At 72.3% G+C, this 17,349-nt stretch carries 14 protein-coding genes and 1 pseudogene; 11 read left to right on the top strand and 4 right to left on the bottom strand.

Annotated elements, in window-relative coordinates:
• Nucleotides 1–436: 436 nt before the first annotated feature.
• The gene (locus tag ACFV2S_RS22825; RefSeq protein WP_385562036.1) at nt 437–1,978 is read right to left on the bottom strand and encodes a recombinase family protein; all 1,542 of its coding nucleotides are present in this window, start codon (nt 1,976–1,978) and stop codon (nt 437–439) included.
• A 42-nt stretch (nt 1,979–2,020) separates the two neighbouring features.
• Between ACFV2S_RS22825 and ACFV2S_RS22820 the strand changes: the two are divergent.
• Nucleotides 2,021–2,155 (top strand): annotated as a pseudogene (locus ACFV2S_RS22820) (exodeoxyribonuclease III); the annotation flags it as partial.
• A 164-nt stretch (nt 2,156–2,319) separates the two neighbouring features.
• On the opposite strand, the gene ACFV2S_RS22815 reads toward ACFV2S_RS22820, so the two are convergent.
• The gene (locus ACFV2S_RS22815) at nt 2,320–2,961 is read right to left on the bottom strand and encodes a MerR family transcriptional regulator (protein WP_385562260.1); all 642 of its coding nucleotides are present in this window, start codon (nt 2,959–2,961) and stop codon (nt 2,320–2,322) included.
• Between the two features lie 295 nt (nt 2,962–3,256).
• Here ACFV2S_RS22815 and ACFV2S_RS22810 point away from each other — a divergent pair, with 295 nt between their 5' ends.
• The 5 genes from ACFV2S_RS22810 (at nt 3,257) to ACFV2S_RS22790 (ending at nt 7,659) form a co-directional block, all read left to right on the top strand.
• Entirely contained in the window at nt 3,257–4,780 is a 1,524-nt protein-coding gene (locus tag ACFV2S_RS22810; RefSeq protein ID WP_385562033.1) for a flavin-containing monooxygenase, read from the top strand.
• Entirely contained in the window at nt 4,777–5,706 is a 930-nt protein-coding gene (locus ACFV2S_RS22805) for an alpha/beta fold hydrolase (protein ID WP_385562029.1), read from the top strand. Before ACFV2S_RS22810 ends, ACFV2S_RS22805 begins: the two co-directional genes overlap by 4 nt.
• The gene (locus tag ACFV2S_RS22800; protein ID WP_385562026.1) at nt 5,703–6,593 is read left to right on the top strand and encodes an SDR family oxidoreductase; all 891 of its coding nucleotides are present in this window, start codon (nt 5,703–5,705) and stop codon (nt 6,591–6,593) included. Before ACFV2S_RS22805 ends, ACFV2S_RS22800 begins: the two co-directional genes overlap by 4 nt.
• Nucleotides 6,594–6,746: 153 nt before the next feature.
• Nucleotides 6,747–6,932: a hypothetical protein gene (locus ACFV2S_RS22795; RefSeq protein WP_383790992.1), complete on the top strand. Its 186-nt coding sequence runs from the start codon at nt 6,747–6,749 to the stop codon at nt 6,930–6,932.
• A 232-nt stretch (nt 6,933–7,164) separates the two neighbouring features.
• On the top strand, nt 7,165–7,659 hold the full coding sequence (locus ACFV2S_RS22790; RefSeq protein WP_385562023.1) for a GNAT family N-acetyltransferase: 495 nt from the start codon (nt 7,165–7,167) through the stop codon (nt 7,657–7,659).
• A 158-nt stretch (nt 7,660–7,817) separates the two neighbouring features.
• Here the strand turns inward: ACFV2S_RS22790 and ACFV2S_RS22785 are convergent, their stop codons facing one another.
• Nucleotides 7,818–11,120 (bottom strand): S41 family peptidase, encoded by a 3,303-nt coding sequence (locus tag ACFV2S_RS22785; RefSeq protein ID WP_385562020.1) that lies wholly within the window; start codon nt 11,118–11,120, stop codon nt 7,818–7,820.
• A gap of 164 nt (nt 11,121–11,284) precedes the next feature.
• Here ACFV2S_RS22785 and ACFV2S_RS22780 point away from each other — a divergent pair, with 164 nt between their 5' ends.
• Nucleotides 11,285–11,857, top strand: coding sequence for a TetR/AcrR family transcriptional regulator (locus ACFV2S_RS22780; protein WP_382867491.1), 573 nt, complete (start codon nt 11,285–11,287; stop codon nt 11,855–11,857).
• Nucleotides 11,858–11,965: 108 nt separating this feature from the next.
• Nucleotides 11,966–14,125, top strand: a complete 2,160-nt coding sequence (locus ACFV2S_RS22775) for an MMPL family transporter (RefSeq protein ID WP_385562016.1) — start codon at nt 11,966–11,968, stop codon at nt 14,123–14,125.
• Between the two features lie 61 nt (nt 14,126–14,186).
• Here the strand turns inward: ACFV2S_RS22775 and ACFV2S_RS22770 are convergent, their stop codons facing one another.
• Nucleotides 14,187–14,549 (bottom strand): SsgA family sporulation/cell division regulator, encoded by a 363-nt coding sequence (locus ACFV2S_RS22770; protein ID WP_385562013.1) that lies wholly within the window; start codon nt 14,547–14,549, stop codon nt 14,187–14,189.
• A gap of 178 nt (nt 14,550–14,727) precedes the next feature.
• Here ACFV2S_RS22770 and ACFV2S_RS22765 point away from each other — a divergent pair, with 178 nt between their 5' ends.
• Genes ACFV2S_RS22765 through ACFV2S_RS22755 form a run of 3 tightly spaced genes read left to right on the top strand, consistent with a single transcriptional unit; the run spans nt 14,728 to nt 17,262 of the window.
• On the top strand, nt 14,728–15,762 hold the full coding sequence (locus ACFV2S_RS22765; RefSeq protein ID WP_385562010.1) for an energy-coupling factor ABC transporter permease: 1,035 nt from the start codon (nt 14,728–14,730) through the stop codon (nt 15,760–15,762).
• Nucleotide 15,763: 1 nt separating this feature from the next.
• Nucleotides 15,764–16,525, top strand: a complete 762-nt coding sequence (cbiQ, locus tag ACFV2S_RS22760; RefSeq protein ID WP_385562007.1) for a cobalt ECF transporter T component CbiQ — start codon at nt 15,764–15,766, stop codon at nt 16,523–16,525.
• The gene (locus ACFV2S_RS22755) at nt 16,522–17,262 is read left to right on the top strand and encodes an energy-coupling factor ABC transporter ATP-binding protein (protein ID WP_385562004.1); all 741 of its coding nucleotides are present in this window, start codon (nt 16,522–16,524) and stop codon (nt 17,260–17,262) included. The genes cbiQ and ACFV2S_RS22755 overlap by 4 nt, the downstream gene beginning before the upstream one ends.
• Nucleotides 17,263–17,349: the final 87 nt, after the last annotated feature.

The raw sequence follows: 17,349 nt of genomic DNA, 5'->3' as shown, positions 1-17,349 counted from the left end.
AAGTTGTGAGACGGGTTTTGCTACACGCTTCCGGAGGCCGGGAGAGGGCGGCGGGACCGTCTCAATAACCATCGTTTGATAGACGCCTCGCCAACCGTCACGCACAGCAACTCCCCGCGCAAACGGACCAATCAGCCATGTGGGAGTTTTCCCTCCCTGCCGCTCTGACGGGAAGCGAGGAGGGGGCACCTCCCTGGGCCCACGTCCGGCAGCGCGGCAGTGAAAGCTGGCGCCCGCGATGACGTGATGACGGATGAGGCCCTTGTTCTGTTTTTCTCTTATTTTTCTACGTGCAATCAAAAAAGTAGGGAGAAAAGTCACTTCGTCATTGCTCTGCCGCCGAGGGAGTGCCAAGCCGGCGGCGCCCCCAGGGGGCGATCGCGACCCGCTGCCAGGTACTTCCCGGCAACGGGCCGTGAACGGCGCTCAGGCCGGCTCAGGCGGCCGTATCTCCCTGCCGCTGGATCCTTGCGCCCCGCAAGTCGATCGACAGGCGTTCCATTGCGCGGCGCTTCATGTCCGCCGGGCGTCCCCCACGCTGGCCCTTCGCGCACTCCAGGCGGGTTCCGGTGTCGAGCAGCATGAAGCGCCGTTCCCGGGCGTCGGCGATCCTCCAGTAGTCGGCGTAGGTCTTGCCCGTGGGGACCAGCTCCGTGCGTTCCTTCTGTACCGGAGTCGCTTCGAGGACCTCGGCGCGGCCCTCCAGCGCGTCCACCTGCTCCTGCCAGATGGCGAGACCGACACGTGATCGCCTGGAATCGCGAACGGCGTACAGCTCACGGAGCTCGGTGGTGATCTCCTCCAGTTCGGGGCGGGGGTCGTAGCCGGGGTGCGTCACCTGCTCCAGCACGGGGAAGCCTCCCCACTCCTTCAGGAACTCCCGTTCCGCGTACTCCTCCACCCAGTCGGTCTTGATGGCTGCCGGAGCCTCACAAGGAAGTCCCTTGGTGCGGGCCCGGCATACGTACACGGAGTAGCCGTGTGCGGGGACCCTGTACATGCGGCCCTTGCAGGAGGCGCAGTGCAGAACACCGAGCAGGAGCGCGCCGGTGTCCTTTCGGGTCCCGGCTGCCCCCTTGGGGCGCTCACCGAGGGCAGTCTTGATCTCCTCGAACCGGTCTCGCGTCAGGATCGGGTCGGCGGTGATGCTCACCGGCAGGCCGTTGCGGTCCCGGACGACGGAGCCCGCGTAGGTCTGGTGGCCGAGGAGCGACGGGGACAGAAGGACACGCTTGACGGTCTGGCCGACCCACTTGCGCCCCTTCGGGGTCCGCCCCTGCCGGACGTCGTTCCAGTCGCGAGGCGTCAGGATGCCTTCGCTGTTCAGATGGAACGCGATGGCGTTCGGGGCGCTGCCGTCCAGCAGCATCCGGATCATCGTCTCGATGGCTTCGACGCGCTGCGGGTCCTGGGCCAAGGTCCACCCCTCGCCGGCTGGACGCTGCACGGGCATGTATCCATACGGAGGGAGCCCTCCGGAGTACCGCCCCATGGCCCGAAGCGCCGCATTGGCGCTCGTGACGCGCTCCTTGATGGCCTGGCTCTCCATCTGTGCGGCAAAGGCCAGCAGCATGATGATCAATTCGGACATGATCGAGGTCATGTCCAGCTCCAGTGAGCTGCCTCCCGGGCCCTCCGCGAAGACCAGCCGCTTGCCGTGGCGCTTCGCCCAGCGCGTCAGCTCGGCCATGTCCCCCATGGAGCGGACGGCGCGGTCCAGCCGCCACCAGATGATCACGTCGAAGTCGTCGGGCCTGGCCAACCAGTCGCCCAGTTCCGGCCGTTCAAACGGAGTCGTCCTGGTGGCAGAGACGTCCAGGTCCTCCGCGTAGCCGACGACCTCAGCCCCGAGGCGTCTGGCCTCCGCCACGCCGGCTTCCCGCTGGCGCTTGGGTGATGTCGATTCGTCGGTCCTGACGCTCAGCCGTACCGCGACGAGTGCCCGCAGGCGTGGGTGATCGTCATCCGTAAGGGTCATGCGAGTCCCCCTCCCGGATCAAACTGTATCTTCATTTCAATGGGCGGGCACATCGACTACCAGATCGCCACCCCCGGACTCGCCGCCAAGGCCGTCAAGGCCCACGTCGAGCGGGCCGCGACGCACGAGGAGCGCTGGAGCGACCACGCCCCCGTGACCGCCGTCTACGAGATGTAGGCCGCCCGGTCCGCACCGTACTCGGAATCGACGGGCCGACGCGACCGGGTGGGGCGGCGCGACGCGGCTGGGTGGGGCGGCGCGTCCGCGCCCCTGCGCGTGTCCGTACCGGCGTCCGTGCCCGTTCGTTTCCGGTCCCGGCCGCGCCGCGGACCGTCAGGCGATCATGAGGGCGTTCCGGACGTGCCGGGTGCGTCGCGCAGCCGCCGGTCGAGCGCCATCGACAGCTCGGCCTCGACCACGCTCTTGGCGAGCGGGCGCAGCCGCCACAGGTCGTCGCCGTCCGCGTAGGTGCGCAGGAGTTCGGTGAAGAGTCCGGCGAGGGCGTCGGCGTGCTCGCGGACGCGGGTGCCCGCCTTGAGGACCTCGGCGAGCGGGACGCCCTCCCGGACCAGGGCGGCGGAGACGTCGAGCAGCCGGCGGCTGATGTGGATGATCTCCTCGCCGTCGGTGACGAGGTAGCCGAGGTCGAGCGCGGCGGCGAGGTTCTCGGCGGTGACCTCGCCGGCGAAGTGGTCGGCGAGCTCCTCGGGGGTGAGGCGGACCGGCTCCTCCTCGGAGGGGGCGGGGAGCGCGAGGACCTCGCGGACGTTGCGGCCGCTCTCGAAGGCGGTGGTGAGGTCGGCGATGCCGTTGAGGGTGTGGCCGCGCTCCAGGAGGGCGGCGATGGTGCGGAGCCGGGCCAGGTGGCCGTCGTCGTACCAGGCGATGCGGCCCTCGCGTCGCGGCGGCGGGATCAGCCCGCGCTCGCGGTAGAAGCGCAGGGTGCGCACGGTGATGCCGGCGGTGGAGGCGAGCTCCTCCATGCGGTACTCGCGGTGCGCGGGAGTGCCGCCGCCCGTCGCCCCGCCCGTGCCGCGGTGGGGTGCCCCGCCCGTGCCGCCGCCCGGAGCCCCGCCCGTGCCGCCGCCGGGCGCCTCGCGCGGGCCGTCCTGTGCGCCCGTCTCGGGACGTGATCCTTCTGCCACACCCGCCAGCCTATGTTGTACCGCCGGTAACTTTCCCTCGTCGTACCCCTACCGCTCGGTAGGGCGCTGCTCTACAGTCCCGACTGTGCCAGTGATTGCTGGCGGAATTGTGGCCGGGCGCGCGGGAGGCGGCATGGCGAAGCACGAGCAGGTCAAGGTGGCGGTGATCGGGTCGGGATTCGGCGGCATCGGGGCCGCCGTCCGGCTCCGCCGCGAGGGGATCACCGACTTCGTCGTCCTGGAGCGGGCCGACTCCGTGGGAGGCGCCTGGCGCGACAACAGCTACCCCGGCTGCGCCTGCGACGTCCCCTCCCACCTCTACTCCTTCTCCTTCGCGCCCAACCCGGACTGGCCCAGGACCTTCTCCGGACAGCGCCACATCCGCGCCTACCTGGAGCACGTCACCGACACCTTCGGGATCCGCCCGCACCTCCGCCTGAACCACGAGATGCTGAAGGCCCGCTGGGACGCGGACACCCTGCGCTGGGAGATCGAGACCAGCGGCGGCACCTTCAGCGCCGAGGTCCTCGTCGCCGCCGCCGGGCCGCTCTCCGACCCGCGGATCCCCGACATCCCGGGCCTCGCCGACTTCCCCGGCAAGGTCTTCCACTCGGCCCGCTGGGACCACGACTACGACCTGCGCGGCAAGCGCGTCGCCATGGTCGGCACCGGCGCCTCCGCCATCCAGATCGTGCCCGAGATCCAGCGCGAGGTCGGCCGGCTCACCCTCTTCCAGCGCACGCCCCCGTGGGTCATGCCCCGCATGGACCGGTCGATCAGCGCCCCCGAGCGCTGGCTCCACCGCACGCTCCCGGCCACGGCCACCCTGCGCCGGGGCATCCTCTGGGGCATCCGTGAGCTCCAGGTCGGCGCCTTCACCAAGCACCCGAACGAACTCGGCCTGGTCGAGAGGCTCGCCAGGGCCAACATCGCGCGCTCCATCAAGGACCCGGAGCTGCGGGCCAAGCTGACGCCCTCGTACCGCATCGGCTGCAAGCGGATCCTGCTCTCCAACACGTACTACCCGGCGCTCGCCCGGCCGAACGTCCACGTCGTCGCCTCGGGGCTGCGCGAGGTCCGCGGCTCGACCGTGGTCGCCGCCGACGGCACCGAGACCGAGGTCGACGCGATCGTCTTCGGCACCGGCTTCCACGTCACCGACATCCCGATCGCCGAGCGGGTCGTCGGCGCCGAGGGCCACACCCTCGCCGAGTCCTGGAAGGACGGGGTCCAGGTGCTGCGCGGGGCCACCGCGGGCGGCTTCCCCAACCTCATGATGATCATCGGGCCGAACACCGGCCTCGGGAACTCCTCCATGATCCTCATGATCGAGTCCCAGCTGAACTACCTGGCCGACTACCTCCGCCAGCTCAGGGTCCTCGGCGGCCGGGCCGCCCTCGCCGTCCGCCCCTCCGCCGTCGGCGCCTGGAACCGCAAGGTCCAGTCCCGGATGGAGCGCACGGTGTGGAAGGCCGGCGGCTGCGACAGCTGGTACCTCGACGCGAACGGCCGCAACACCACCCTGTGGCCCGGCACCACGGCCGAGTTCCGGCGCGAGACCCGGGGGGTCGACCTCTCCGAGTACGAGGTGCTCCGCGCGCCGAAGCCCGCGCCCCAGGCCCCCACCGCCCGGAAGAAGAAGGAGACCGCCAAGTGAAGACGCTCCACAGCCTGCCCGCGCCCCGCGCGCTCACCGCCGTCTCCGCCGACGGCACCCCGATCCACGTCGAGGTGTACGGCCCCGAGGGCGCGCCCGCCGTCGTCCTCGCCCACGGCTGGACCTGCTCGATCGCCTTCTGGGCCGAGCAGATACGGTCCCTCGCCGCCGACCACCGGGTCATCGCCTACGACCAGCGCGGCCACGGCCGGTCCCCGGCGCCCGCCGCCGGCCGCGGCGCGGGCTACTCCACGACGGCGCTCGCCGACGACCTGGAGGCGGTGCTCGCGGCGACCCTCGGCCCCGGCGAGCGGGCCGTCCTGGCCGGCCACTCCATGGGCGGCATGACGGTCATGGCCGCGGCCGGGCGGCCCGGGTTCCGGCAGCACGCCGCCGCCGTCCTGCTCTGCTCCACCGGACCCTCGCGGCTGACCGCCGAGGCCACCGTCGTACCCCTGCGGCCCGGCGGCCTGCGCAGCCGCCTGACCGCGGCCGTCCTCGGGGCGAAGGCCCCGCTCGGCCCGGTCAACGCCGTCTCGAAGAAGGTCCTGAAGTACGCGACGATGGGACCGGGGTCGTCGCCCGAGCGGGTCGAGGCCTGCGCCCGCATCGTGCACGCCTGTCCGCGCGGTGCCCGCCACGGCTGGTCGCACGTCCTGGCCGGACTCGACCTGGAGGCGGGACTGCGGGAGCTGCGGCTGCCGGTGGCCGTGCTCGTCGGCACCGCCGACCGCCTCACCCCGCCCGTGCACGCGCGGGTGATGGTCGAGGCGCTGCCGCACTGCACGGGCCTCGTCGAGCTGGCCGGCATGGGCCACATGACGCCGGTGGAGGCCCCCGAGGCCGTCACCGCGCAGATCCGTGAACTGACCCTCACGTACCTGGGCGTGAAGTCCGGGGAGCAGGAGAAGGAGAAGCAGGCATGAGCAGGGTGAGCCTGGAAGGACAGGTCGCGGTCGTCACCGGCGGGGCCCGGGGGGTCGGGGAGCTCCTCGCCCGCAAGCTCTCCGCGCGCGGCGCGAAGATCGCGCTCGTCGGCCTGGAGCCGGAGCAGCTGAAGGAGGTCGCCGGGCGCCTGCACACCGAGGCCGACTGGTGGCACGCCGACGTCACCGACCATGAGGCGATGGCCCGGGTGGCCGCCGAGGTGAAGGAACGGTTCGGGAAGGTCGACATCGTCGTCGCCAACGCAGGCGTCGCGTCGGGCGGTCCGTTCGTCGACTCCGACCCGGCCGCCTGGCGCCGGGTCATCGAGGTCAATCTGATCGGCGGCGCCGTGACGGGACGGGCGTTCCTGCCGGTCCTCATGGAGTCCCGGGGGTACTTCCTCCAGATCGCCTCGCTCGCGGCCATCACCCCGGCCCCGATGATGACGGCGTACTGCGCCTCCAAGTCGGGCGTCGAGGCCTTCGCGCACAGCCTGCGCGCCGAGGTCGCGTACAAGGGCGTGAAGGTGGGCGTCGGTTACCTGTCCTGGACCGACACGGACATGGTGCGGGGCGCGGACCAGGACGACGTGATGAAGGAGCTGCGGCAGCGGCTGCCGTGGCCCTCGAACCGCACCTACCCCCTCGGTCCGGCCGTCGACCGGATCGTGGCGGGCATCGAGCGGCGCTCGGCCCATGTGTACGCGCAGTGGTGGCTGCGCGGGATGCAGTCGGTCCGCGGCTACCTGCCCGGTGTGATCGCCACGGTCGGGAAGCGCGAGATGCGGCGCTTCGAGCCCCGCCTGAGCTCGGTCTCCAAGGGCCTGGTGGGCGCGGGCGGCGCGGCCGACGAGCAGGCGCGGGCGGAGGGCCCGGCGGCGCGGTAGCGGTGTCCGGGCCGGTGCCGGGCGGTTCGCCCGCCGCCCGGTCGCCGTCCGTAACTGATCGAAATGCGTGGAATCTTCGCCCGTGCAAGGCTGGTCGAGGCCCGCGGGGCACATCGCCCCCGGCCCCTCACACCCTGCTAGGAGTGAACCCTCATGGGCATGAAGGACCAGTTCAAGGACAAGGCGGACCAGCTCAAGGAGCAGGCCAGGCAGGCCGCGGGCAAGGCGAAGGACGAGGCGTCCGAGCGTGCCTCCCAGGGCCGCGGCCGCTCCGACGAGGAGTCCCGCCGGGCCCAGCAGGAGGCCCAGGACCGCATGGACCAGGACTACGACGCCTGACGTCGGCCCGTCCTTGAGGAGGCGCACCCGGGACGCCGGGTGCGCCTTCGCGTGCGCCCCGGCCCCTCGCGCGTCCGGCCCTTGGCGCGCGTCGGCCCCTCGCGCGTCCGGCCCTTGCACGTCCGGTCCTTGCACGTCGAGTCCTTCGCGCGCGACCGGGGCCGTGCCCGGAATCGGATCTCGGCCGGTAACTCACGCGCGTCCGCGGCCGGATCTTCGTACGGTGATCGCCATGGCCGTACTCGAGCGTCTCCGCCCCGACCACGCACCCGCCCTGCTCGCCTTCGAGCGGGAGAACCGGGCCTACTTCGCCGCGCGCGTGCCCGACCGGGGGGACGCCTACTTCGACGCCTTCGCGGAGCGGCACCGGGCGCTGCTCGACGAGCAGGAGACCGGGGCGATCCTCTTCCACGTCCTCGTGGGGGAGGGCGGGGAGGTCCTCGGGCGGTTCAACCTGGTGGACGTCGCCGACGGGAGCGCCGAGCTCGGCTACCGGGTGGCCGAGCGGGCGACCGGGCGCGGCGTGGCGACGGCCGGGGTGCGGGAGCTGTGCCGGCTGGCCCGCGAGGAGTACGGGCTCAGCCGGCTCACCGCCGTCACGACCCTCGACAACGCCGGGTCGAGGACCGTGCTCGGTCGGGTCGGCTTCGGGGCGGTCGGGAGCGTGACGCTCGACGGCGGCGCGCCGGGCACCGCCTACGAGCTGGACCTCGCACTGGCCTCCTAGGCCGTCTCCTTCGGATCTTGCCGGGCTCGCGGCGTCTGGCACGCACGCTCGCCGCGTTGTCGTCGGTCGTCGATGCTCCGCATGGACTCCCTCCTCCGCCTTGCGAGCGCACGCACCAGACGCCGCTCCCTGATCCGGCCTGATCCGAAAGAAACGGCCTAGGCGCCGGGCCGCGGCGGCAGTTTCGGGCGGGAGCGGTCCGGGAGGGACTCGTAGCCCGGGGGGCTCGCCGCCGGGGTCTCGTCGAGCAGGGCGAGGGCGACGTGGACCGCGTCGTCGAGCTGGGCGTGCCGGCCCTCGGCCCAGTCGAGGGGGGTGCGCAGGACCGCGAGGTCGGGTTCGACGCCGTGGTTCTCCAGGGACCAGCCGTACTCGGGGAACCAGGCCGCGTTCATCGGGACCGTGATCTGGGTGCCGTCGCCGAGCCGGTGGCGGCCGGTCATGCCGACGACCCCGCCCCAGGTGCGCTGCCCGACGACCGGGCCGAGGCCGAGGAGCTTGAAGGCGGCGGTGATCATGTCGCCGTCGGAGGAGGTGGCCTCGTCGGCGAGGGCGACGACGGGGCCGCGCGGGGCGTTGGAGGCGTAACTGACGGGCTGGGCGTTCCGCGTGAGGTCCCACCCCAGGATCTTGCGGGTCAGCTTCTCGACGACGAGTTCGCTGATGTTGCCGCCGGCGTTGCCGCGCACGTCGACGATGAGGGCCGGCCGGGAGACCTCCATGCGCAGGTCGCGGTTGAACTGGGCCCAGCCGGAGCCGCCCATGTCGGGGATGTGGAGGTAGCCGCAGCGCCCGCCGCTGATCTCCCGCACCACCGCGCGCCGTTTGGCGACCCAGTCCTGGTAGCGCAGGGGCCGCTCGTCGACGAGCGGGACGACGGCGACGCGGCGGGCCCGGCCCTCGCCCTCGGCGGGGATGAAGGTGAGCTCGACGGTGGTGCCGCCGGTGCCGGAGAGCAGCGGGTAGGGGCCGGCGACCGGGTCCACGGGCCGGCCGTCGACGTGGGTGAGGACGGCGCCCTCGCGGATGCCGGTGCCGGCGAGCGGGGAGCGGGCCTTGGAGTCGGAGGACTCGCCGGGCAGGATCCGCTTCACCGTCCAGCCGGCCTCGCGGGGCACGAGGTTGGCCCCGAGCAGTCCCATCGGCCGCTGGTAGTGCGGCGGGCCCTCGTTGCGGCGGGCGGGGGTGACGTACGCGTGCGAGGTGCCCAGTTCGCCCATGACCTCGCGGAGCAGGTCGGCGAACTCGTCGGGGGACGCGACCCGTTCGACGAGCGGCCGGTACTGGTCGAGGACGGCCGTCCAGTCGACCCCGCCCATGCCGGGCTCCCAGAAGTAGGCGCGGACGATCCGGCCGGCCTCGTCGAAGGCCTGCCGCCACTCGGCGCCCGGGTCGATCTCGTGCAGGATGCGCCGCAGGTCCAGGTAGACGGTGGAGTCGCCGTCCCCGGACTCGGTGGCGGGCACGGCCCGCAGTTCGCCGTCGTCGGCGACGACGAGCCGGGTGCCGTCGCCGCTGACCGCGAACCAGTCGAGGTCCTTGGCGAGTTCGCTCTTGCGGGCCTTGGTGATGGAGAAGTGCTCCAGGGTGGGCTTGCCCGAGGTGTCGGTCGGGTTGGCGAAGGTCTCGCCGAGCGCGCCCGAGATGGGCCAGCGCAGCCAGACCAGGCCGCCGCCGCTGACGGGGTGCAGCGCCGAGTACTTGGAGGCGGAGACCGGGAAGGGCGTGACGCGGTCGGGCAGGCCCTCGATCTCGACCGTGACGGTGCCGTCGGCGCTCTCCGTGTCGTCGTCGGCGGGGTCGAGGCCGCCGGCCGCCGGGCGCCCGTCGGGGAGCAGCGCGAACGGGGAGGGCGTGGCGGAGGAGAGCGGGACGAGGTAGGGGCGGCAGCCGAGCGGGAAGGACAGGTCGCCGGTGTGCACGTCGTACACCGGGTCGAAGCCCCGCCAGGAGAGGAAGGCGAGGTAGCGGCCGTCCCGGGTGAAGACCGGGTTCTCGTCCTCGAAGCGGCCGTTGGTGACGTCGACGACGGTGCGGGCGCCGGGGCCGGAGATCCGGGCCATCTTGATGGAGCGCAGGGAGCGGCCGATGCCCGGGTGGGACCAGGTCAGCCAGTCGCCGTCGGGGGAGAAGGCGAGGTCGCGGACGGGCCCGTTGACGGACCGGATCAGCTCGGTGACCTCGCCGTTGGACTCCTCGGTCGCGTCGAGGAGGAGGAGCCGGCCGTCGTGGGAGGCGATCGCGAGCCGCTCGCCGTCCGGGTCGGACACCAGCTCCTCGACGCGGCCGAGGTCGCCCGAGGCGAGTCTGCGGGGCGGCCGGTCGCCGCTGGCGCGCGGCAGGTAGGCGACCTCGACGGCGTCCTCGCCCTCGGCGTCGGTGACGTACGCGACCTGGCCGCCGCTGCCGAGCATCTCGGGCAGCCGGACCCGGACGCCGGGGGTGTCGATGATGGTGCGGGCGGGGCCGTCGCGGTGCGTCAGCCAGTACAGGCTGCCGCGCACGGAGACGGCGGAGGCCCGGCCGGTCTCGTCGACGGAGACCGCGTCGACGTGGTGGGCGGCCGGCACCTGGTAGGAGCGCCGGCCGACGCGCTGCCCGCCGAGGCGGACCCCCAGCCTGCGGGGGCGGGAGTCCGGGGTGAGGGCGTCGACGACCCACAGGTCGCCCGCGCACTGGTAGACGACCCGGTGTCCGTCGGTGGAGGCGTGCCGGGCGTAGAAGTCGTCGTGGTCGGTGTGGCGGCGCAGGTCGGTGCCGTCGGGCCGGCAGGAGTAGAGGTTGCCGACGCCCTCGTGGTCGGAGAGGAAGGCGACGCGTCCGCCGACGGCCAGGGGGGCGTCGAGGTGGCCGCCGATGTCGGGCAGCAGCCGTTCCCCGTGGAGCCAGAGCCGGCCGGTGGCGCCGCCCAGGTACCGCTTCCAGGCGGCCGGTTCGTGCGGCGGCTTCCCGGTGAGGAGGAGGCTGCGGCGCTCGCCGTCCTGTCCGGTGATCGCGGTGTCGTCGGTGACCGCTATGTCCGTGACGGGGCCCCAGGGCAGGCGGAGGCCGGGGGAGCCGTCGGTGGGGACGGTGTAGGCCCAGGAGTAGTACGAGAAGGGCTGCCCGTGCGAGGAGACGGCGAGGATGTCGGAGCGGCCGTCCTTGTCGGGGGGCGTCCAGCCGCAGACCCGGGTGTCGGTGGAGCCCCAGTGGGTGAGGCGCCGGGCGGGGCCGCCGTCGACGGGCACGAGGTGGATCTCGGGGTCGAGGCTGCGCCAGTTCGTGTAGGCGATGTGGCGCCCGTCCGGCGAGAAGCGCGGGTGCCCGACCCTCGTCCGGTCGACGGTGAGGCGCCAGGCCCGGCCGGGGCGGTGGCCCTCGGGGACGAGCGGGGCGAGCCACAGGTCGTCCTCGGCGGCGAAGCACAGCAGGTCGTCGTGGAGGTGCGGAAAGCGGAGATACGCGACGTCGTCACTCACCCGTTCATGCTTTCCGCGCGGAGGGGGCCCGGCAACTCGTACGTGCATGCGGACTTCCCCGGGAGTGTGGCCCAGGACACGTACGAAACGGTTTCGTTTCGCTGAGGGGCTGGGTATATCGTCGTCGTGTACGAAACCGTTTCGTTCGGATCGGAGCCCCGGCCATGGCACGCAGCAGACTCACTCCCGAGCGGGAGTCCGAGCTGTACGCGGCCGTGCTCGACCTCCTCCGCGAGGTCGGCTACGACGCCCTCACCATGGACGCCGTCGCCGCCCGCACCCACTCCAGCAAGGCCACCCTCTACCGCCAGTGGGGGAGCAAGCCCGAGCTGGTCGCCCGGGCCATGCGGCACAACAAGCCGGTCGACATCACCGAGATCGACACCGGCTCCCTGCGGGGCGACATCCAGGAGATGCTCGCCCTCACGGACGACTGCCAGATGGACAAGGACGCCGCGCTGATGCGGGGTCTCGCCCATGCCGTCCACACCCACCCCGAACTGCACCGCGCGCTGCGCGAGCTGCTCATCGAACCCGAGATGAACGGCCTCGACGAAGTGCTGCAACGAGCGGTCCGCAGGGGGGAGATCGACGCCGGGAACCCGGCGCTGAAGCTCGTCCCGCACATGCTGATCGGTGCGTTCATCGCCCGCCCGCTGATCGAGGATCAGCCGGTCGACCGCGCCTTCCTCAGTGCCTACTTCGACGCCGTCGTGCTCCCCTCACTCGGCGCCTGAAGCACCAGAAGCACCTGAAGCACCACCTCTCCACCTGACGACGAATCGCTCACGCCGTCGGGCCGGCTCCCCATGCCCTGTCCCGCCCCACACTGGGAGTACGCCCCCGTGGCCACGTTCCTCTACAAGCTGGGCCGCACCGCCTTCCGGCGCCGACGGCTCGTCGCCCTCCTCTGGGTGGCGCTCCTCGCGCTCGCCGGCGTCGGTGCCGCCACCGCGCCCACCGCAACCTCCAGCTCCTTCTCGATCCCCGGCACCGAGGCCCAGCGCGCCTTCGACCTGCTCGAAGAGCGCTTCCCGGGCGCCGGAGCCGACGGGGCCACCGCCCGCGTCGTCTTCAAGGCCCCCGAGGGCGAGAAGATGACCGACCCGGCGCACAAGGCCGTCGTCGAGGAGACCGTCTCCGCGCTGAAGTCCGGCTCCGACCAGATCGTCCAGGTCACCGACCCGTACACCGCGCACGCCGTCTCGCAGAACGGCTCCACCGCCTACGTCTCGGTCTCCTACAAGGTCAACGCCATGGAGCTGACCGACGAGACCCGCGACGCGCTGAAGCAGGCCGGGGAGAACGCGCAGGGCAAGGGCCTGACCGTCGAGGTCGGCGGCGACGCCCTCCAGTCCATCCCCGAGCAGGGCGCGAGCGAGGCCATCGGCATCGTCCTCGCGGGCATCGTGCTCGTCGTCACCTTCGGCTCGCTCGTCGCGGCCGGGCTCCCGCTGCTCACCGCCGTCATCGGCGTCGGCATCGGCGTCTCGACGATCACCGCGCTCGCCAAGGTCCTCGACCTCGGCAACACCACCTCCACGCTCGCGTCGATGATCGGCCTCGCCGTCGGCATCGACTACGCCCTCTTCATCGTCTCCCGCTACCGCGCGGAGCTCGCCGAGGGCCGCACGAAGGAGGAAGCCGCCGGGCGCGCGGTCGGCACGGCCGGTTCGGCCGTCGTCTTCGCCGGACTCACCGTCGTGATCGCCCTGGTCGGCCTGGCCGTCGTCAACATCCCGATGCTGACGAAGATGGGCTTCGCCGCCGCCGGCACGGTCGTGATCGCGGTCCTCATCGCGCTCACCCTCATCCCGGCCCTGCTCGGCTTCGCCGGCGACAAGGTCGTCAGCCGCAAGCAGCGCAAGGGCACCGCGAAGGCGAGCGACAAGCCCAACGGCGGCACCCGCTGGGCCCGCTTCGTCATCCGCCGCCCGCTCATGGTCCTGATCGTCGGCGTCCTCGGCCTCGGCGCGATCGCCGTGCCCGCGGCCTCCCTGGAGATGGGCCTCCCGGACGACGGCGTCAAGTCGACCGCGACCTCCGAGCGCCGGGCGTACGACGCGCTGTCCGACGGTTTCGGCCCCGGCTTCAACGGCCCGCTGATGGTCGTCGTGGACGGCGACAAGGCGACCGCCGACCGGGCGGTCTCCACGATCAAGGGCCTCGACGGCTGGGCGGCGGTCACCCCGGCCACCCCGAACAAGGCCGGCGACGCCGCGATGATCACCGTGGTCCCGAAGGACCGGCCGTCCTCGACCGCCACCGAGGGTCTGGTCCACGACATCCGCGACGCCACGGGCGACGACGTCCTCGTCACCGGCGCCACCGCGATGAACATCGACTTCTCGCAGAAGATGAACGACGCCCTGGTGCCCTACCTGGCCCTCGTCGTCGGCCTCGCGTTCCTGCTCCTGACCCTGGTCTTCCGCTCGGTCCTCGTCCCGCTGAAGGCGGCCCTCGGCTTCCTGCTCTCGGTGGTCGCGGCCCTCGGCGCGGTCGTCGCGGTCTTCCAGTGGGGCTGGCTGGGCAGCCTCTTCGGAGTCGAGCAGACCGGACCGATCATGTCGATGATGCCGATCTTCATGGTGGGCGTCGTCTTCGGCCTCGCGATGGACTACGAGGTCTTCCTGGTCACCCGCATGCGGGAGGCGTACGTCCACGGAGCGCGTCCCGGCGAGGCGATCGTGAGCGGCTTCCGGCACAGCGCCCGGGTGGTCACCGCCGCCGCGGTGATCATGATCGCGGTCTTCTCCGGCTTCATCGGCATGGACGAGCAGATGGTCAAGATGATCGGCTTCGGCCTGGCCGCCGCCGTCCTCTTCGACGCCTTCGTGGTCCGCATGGCGATCGTCCCGGCCGTCCTCGCGCTCCTCGGCCACAAGGCCTGGTGGCTGCCGAAGTGGCTGGACCGGATCCTGCCGAACGTGGACGTGGAGGGCGAGGGTCTCGCCGGGGCCACCGGTGAGACCGGTGCCGCGAAGCCGGACCTCGTGAAGGTCTGAGGCCTCGCGAAGGTCTGAGGCCTTCGTGAGGGTCTGATCCCGCCTCCGGCCCCGTGCGCCGTCAGTGCGTCGTCATCGACGACGTACTGGCGGCGTACGTGTGCTTGAGGAAGCGGAGCAGGGCCGTGGTGTCGAACTGGACGACGGTGACCCCGTCGGCCGTGTGCAGCTCGACGACGGTCTGGACGCGGCCGCAGGGCCAGACCCCGATGTCGCCGCGCCGGGTCGGCGCGCGCAGGCCGGTCTCCAGGAGGGCCCGCGGGAAGGACCACTCGACGGTGCCGGGGAAGCCGAGGCGGACCGTGGCCGGGGAGAACTCGGGGTCGTAACGGAGGGACACCGGGACCGGGCGGGAGAGGGGGGCGTCGCTGATGATCCGTCCCTTGGCGTGGTCGTCGACGATGTGGTCGTGCGCGCCGGCCATCGGAGGCTCCTCACATTTGTCCTCTTATCGACTAATGGTTCCACTTCTTCCCGGGGAAGGCGCGTCGCATGCGTGTCCGGTGACGGGTGTGCGCGGGGTCACGTGCCTCCGGGCGCCGTCGTTCTGTGACCGATGCGCTCTTGCAAGCCCTTTGCAGGAGCGCTCTATCATTCCGGACGTGCATGTACCTGACGGATTCATCAACGCCCCCGTATCGGCCGCCGCCGGTGTCGTCGCCGCCGGCGCCGTCGCCGCCGGCCTGCGTGGCGCCCGCCGCGAGCTGGACGAGCGGACGGCACCGCTCGCCGGTCTCGTCGCGGCCTTCATCTTCGCCGTCCAGATGCTGAACTTCCCGGTCGCCGCCGGGACGAGCGGGCATCTCCTCGGCGGCGCGCTCGCCGCGATCCTCGTCGGACCCTGGACCGGCGTCCTGTGCATAGCCGTGGTCCTGCTCATGCAGGGCATCCTCTTCGCCGACGGAGGCCTCACCGCCCTCGGCGTGAACATCACGGTCATGGGCGTCGTCACCGTCGTCGTGGCCTACGCGCTCTTCCGCGGCCTCGTGCTGGTCCTGCCGCGCACCCGGCGCTCGGTGACCGTGGCCTCGTTCGCCGCCGCGCTCGTCTCCGTACCCGCCGCGGCCGCCGTCTTCACCCTCGTCTACGCGATCGGCGGCACCACCGACGTCCCCGTCCCCAAGGTCCTCACGGCCATGGTCGGCGTGCACGTCCTGATCGGCATCGGCGAGGCCGTCATCACGATGCTGACGGTCGGCGCCGTGATCGCCGTCCGCCCCGACCTGGTGTACGGCGCCCGCGGCCTGACCGCGCCGCTCAAGCTCCGCGTCGACGGCGAACTGGTCGACGCCGCCGCCCCGGCCCCCGCCGCCGCCCGGTCCGCCGGCGCCTCCCCGAAGAAGCTGTGGATCGGCGGCGTGGTCACCGCCCTGGTCCTCGCCGGCTTCGTCTCCTTCTACGCCTCCGCCAGCCCCGACGGCCTGGAGAAGGTCGCCGCCGACCAGGGCATCGACGCCAAGGTCGAGGACCACGCCGCCGCCGACTCCCCGCTCGCCGACTACGGCGTCAAGGGCGTCGAGGCCCCCCGGCTCTCCGGCGGCCTGGCCGGCGTCATCGGCGTCGGCGCCACCCTGGCCGTCGGCTCCGGTGCCTTCTGGGTCGTCCGCCGTCGCAAGACCGCCGCCCAGGAGGCGTGACATGGGTGCGGGGCACGCGCACAAGCTCTACCGGGACGGGCGGTCGCCGGTCCACGGGCTGCCCCCGCACACCAAGCTCGTCGCCGTCCTCGGCTTCGTCGTGGTCGTCGTCTCGACGCCCCGCGAGGCCGTCTGGGCCTTCGCGCTCTACGCCGCGCTCCTCGCGGGCGTCGCGGCGAAGGCCCGGATCCCGGCGGGCTTCCTGCTGAAGCGGCTGGCCATCGAGATCCCGTTCGTCGCGTTCGCGCTGCTCATGCCCTTCGTGGTGCCCGGCGAGCGGACCACGTTCCTCGGGATCTCGCTGAGCGTCCCCGGCCTGTGGGGCGCCTGGAACGTCCTCGCCAAGGGCACCCTCGGCGTCGCCGCCTCCGTGCTCCTCGCCTCCACCACCGAACTGCGGTCCCTGATCCTCGGCCTCCAGCGGCTGAAGCTGCCGCCGCTGCTCGTCCAGATCGCCTCGTTCATGATCCGCTACGGCGACGTCATCACCGACGAGATGCGCCGCATGTCCGTCGCCCGCCGCTCCCGCGGCTTCGAGGCGAAGGGCGTCCGCCACTGGGGCGTCCTCGCCAAGTCCGCGGGCGCGCTCTTCATCCGCTCCTACGAGCGCGGCGAACGCGTCCACCTCGCCATGGTCAGCCGCGGCTACACCGGCACCATGCCGGTCATCGACGAGGTCACCGCCACCCGCGCCCAGTGGGCGTACGCCGCCGCGCTGCCGCTCACCGCACTCCTGATCTGCCTCCTGGGATGGACCCTATGACCGCCTCTCTGGACGTACGCGGCCTGGCGTACGCGTACCCCGACGGCCACCAGGCCCTCTTCGGCGTGGACCTGACCGTCGGGCGCGGCGAGCGGGTCGCCCTCCTCGGCCCCAACGGCGCCGGCAAGACCACCCTGGTGCTCCACCTCAACGGCATCCTCACCGGCGGCGCGGGCACCGTCACCGTCGCCGGGCTGCCGGTCGGCAAGCAGCACATGGCCGAGATCCGCCGCAGGGTCGGCATCGTCTTCCAGGACCCCGACGACCAGCTGTTCATGCCGACCGTCCGCGAGGACGTGGCCTTCGGCCCGGCCGCCGCCGGGATCCGGGGCGCCGAGCTCGACGCCGTGGTGCGCAGGGCCCTCGACCGGGTCGGCATGACGGAGTTCGCCGACCGGCCCCCGCACCACCTCTCCTTCGGGCAGCGCCGCCGGGTCGCCGTCGCCACCGTCCTCGCGATGGAGCCGGAGATCCTCGTCCTCGACGAGCCGTCCTCCAACCTGGACCCGGCCTCCCGCCGCGAGCTCGCCGACATCCTGCGGACGCTCGACGTCACCGTCCTCATGGTCACCCACGACCTGCCGTACGCCCTGGAGCTCTGCCCGCGCTCGGTCGTCCTCAGCGAGGGCGTCATCGCGGCCGACGGGCCGACCGCCGGGATCCTCGCCGACGAGGAGCTGATGGCCCGGCACCGCCTGGAGCTGCCCTTCGGCTTCGTGCAGGGCTCGGTGGCCTGAGGCGGCTTGGATCCGGCGCTCGGCGGCCTGAGGCGGCCCCGGAATCCGGCACTCGCCGACCGCGTTGCACCATGGGGGGTCGGATCG

This window comes from Streptomyces sp. NPDC059695 (genome assembly GCF_042733785.1).
GTDB lineage: Bacteria > Actinomycetota > Actinomycetes > Streptomycetales > Streptomycetaceae > Streptomyces.
This window is presented reverse-complemented; position numbering and strand designations above follow the sequence as displayed.

Excerpts from the sequence above, each read along its gene's own strand:
- ACFV2S_RS22825 (WP_385562036.1), bottom strand. The coding sequence starts at position 1,978 with ATGACCCTTACGGATGACGATCACCCACGCCTGCGGGCACTCGTCGCG.
- ACFV2S_RS22815 (WP_385562260.1), bottom strand. The coding sequence starts at position 2,961 with ATGGAGGAGCTCGCCTCCACCGCCGGCATCACCGTGCGCACCCTGCGC.
- ACFV2S_RS22810 (WP_385562033.1), top strand. The coding sequence starts at position 3,257 with ATGGCGAAGCACGAGCAGGTCAAGGTGGCGGTGATCGGGTCGGGATTC.
- ACFV2S_RS22800 (WP_385562026.1), top strand. The coding sequence starts at position 5,703 with ATGAGCAGGGTGAGCCTGGAAGGACAGGTCGCGGTCGTCACCGGCGGG.
- ACFV2S_RS22795 (WP_383790992.1), top strand. The coding sequence starts at position 6,747 with ATGGGCATGAAGGACCAGTTCAAGGACAAGGCGGACCAGCTCAAGGAG.
- ACFV2S_RS22790 (WP_385562023.1), top strand. The coding sequence starts at position 7,165 with ATGGCCGTACTCGAGCGTCTCCGCCCCGACCACGCACCCGCCCTGCTC.
- ACFV2S_RS22780 (WP_382867491.1), top strand. The coding sequence starts at position 11,285 with ATGGCACGCAGCAGACTCACTCCCGAGCGGGAGTCCGAGCTGTACGCG.
- ACFV2S_RS22770 (WP_385562013.1), bottom strand. The coding sequence starts at position 14,549 with ATGGCCGGCGCGCACGACCACATCGTCGACGACCACGCCAAGGGACGG.
- cbiQ (WP_385562007.1), top strand. The coding sequence starts at position 15,764 with ATGGGTGCGGGGCACGCGCACAAGCTCTACCGGGACGGGCGGTCGCCG.
- ACFV2S_RS22755 (WP_385562004.1), top strand. The coding sequence starts at position 16,522 with ATGACCGCCTCTCTGGACGTACGCGGCCTGGCGTACGCGTACCCCGAC.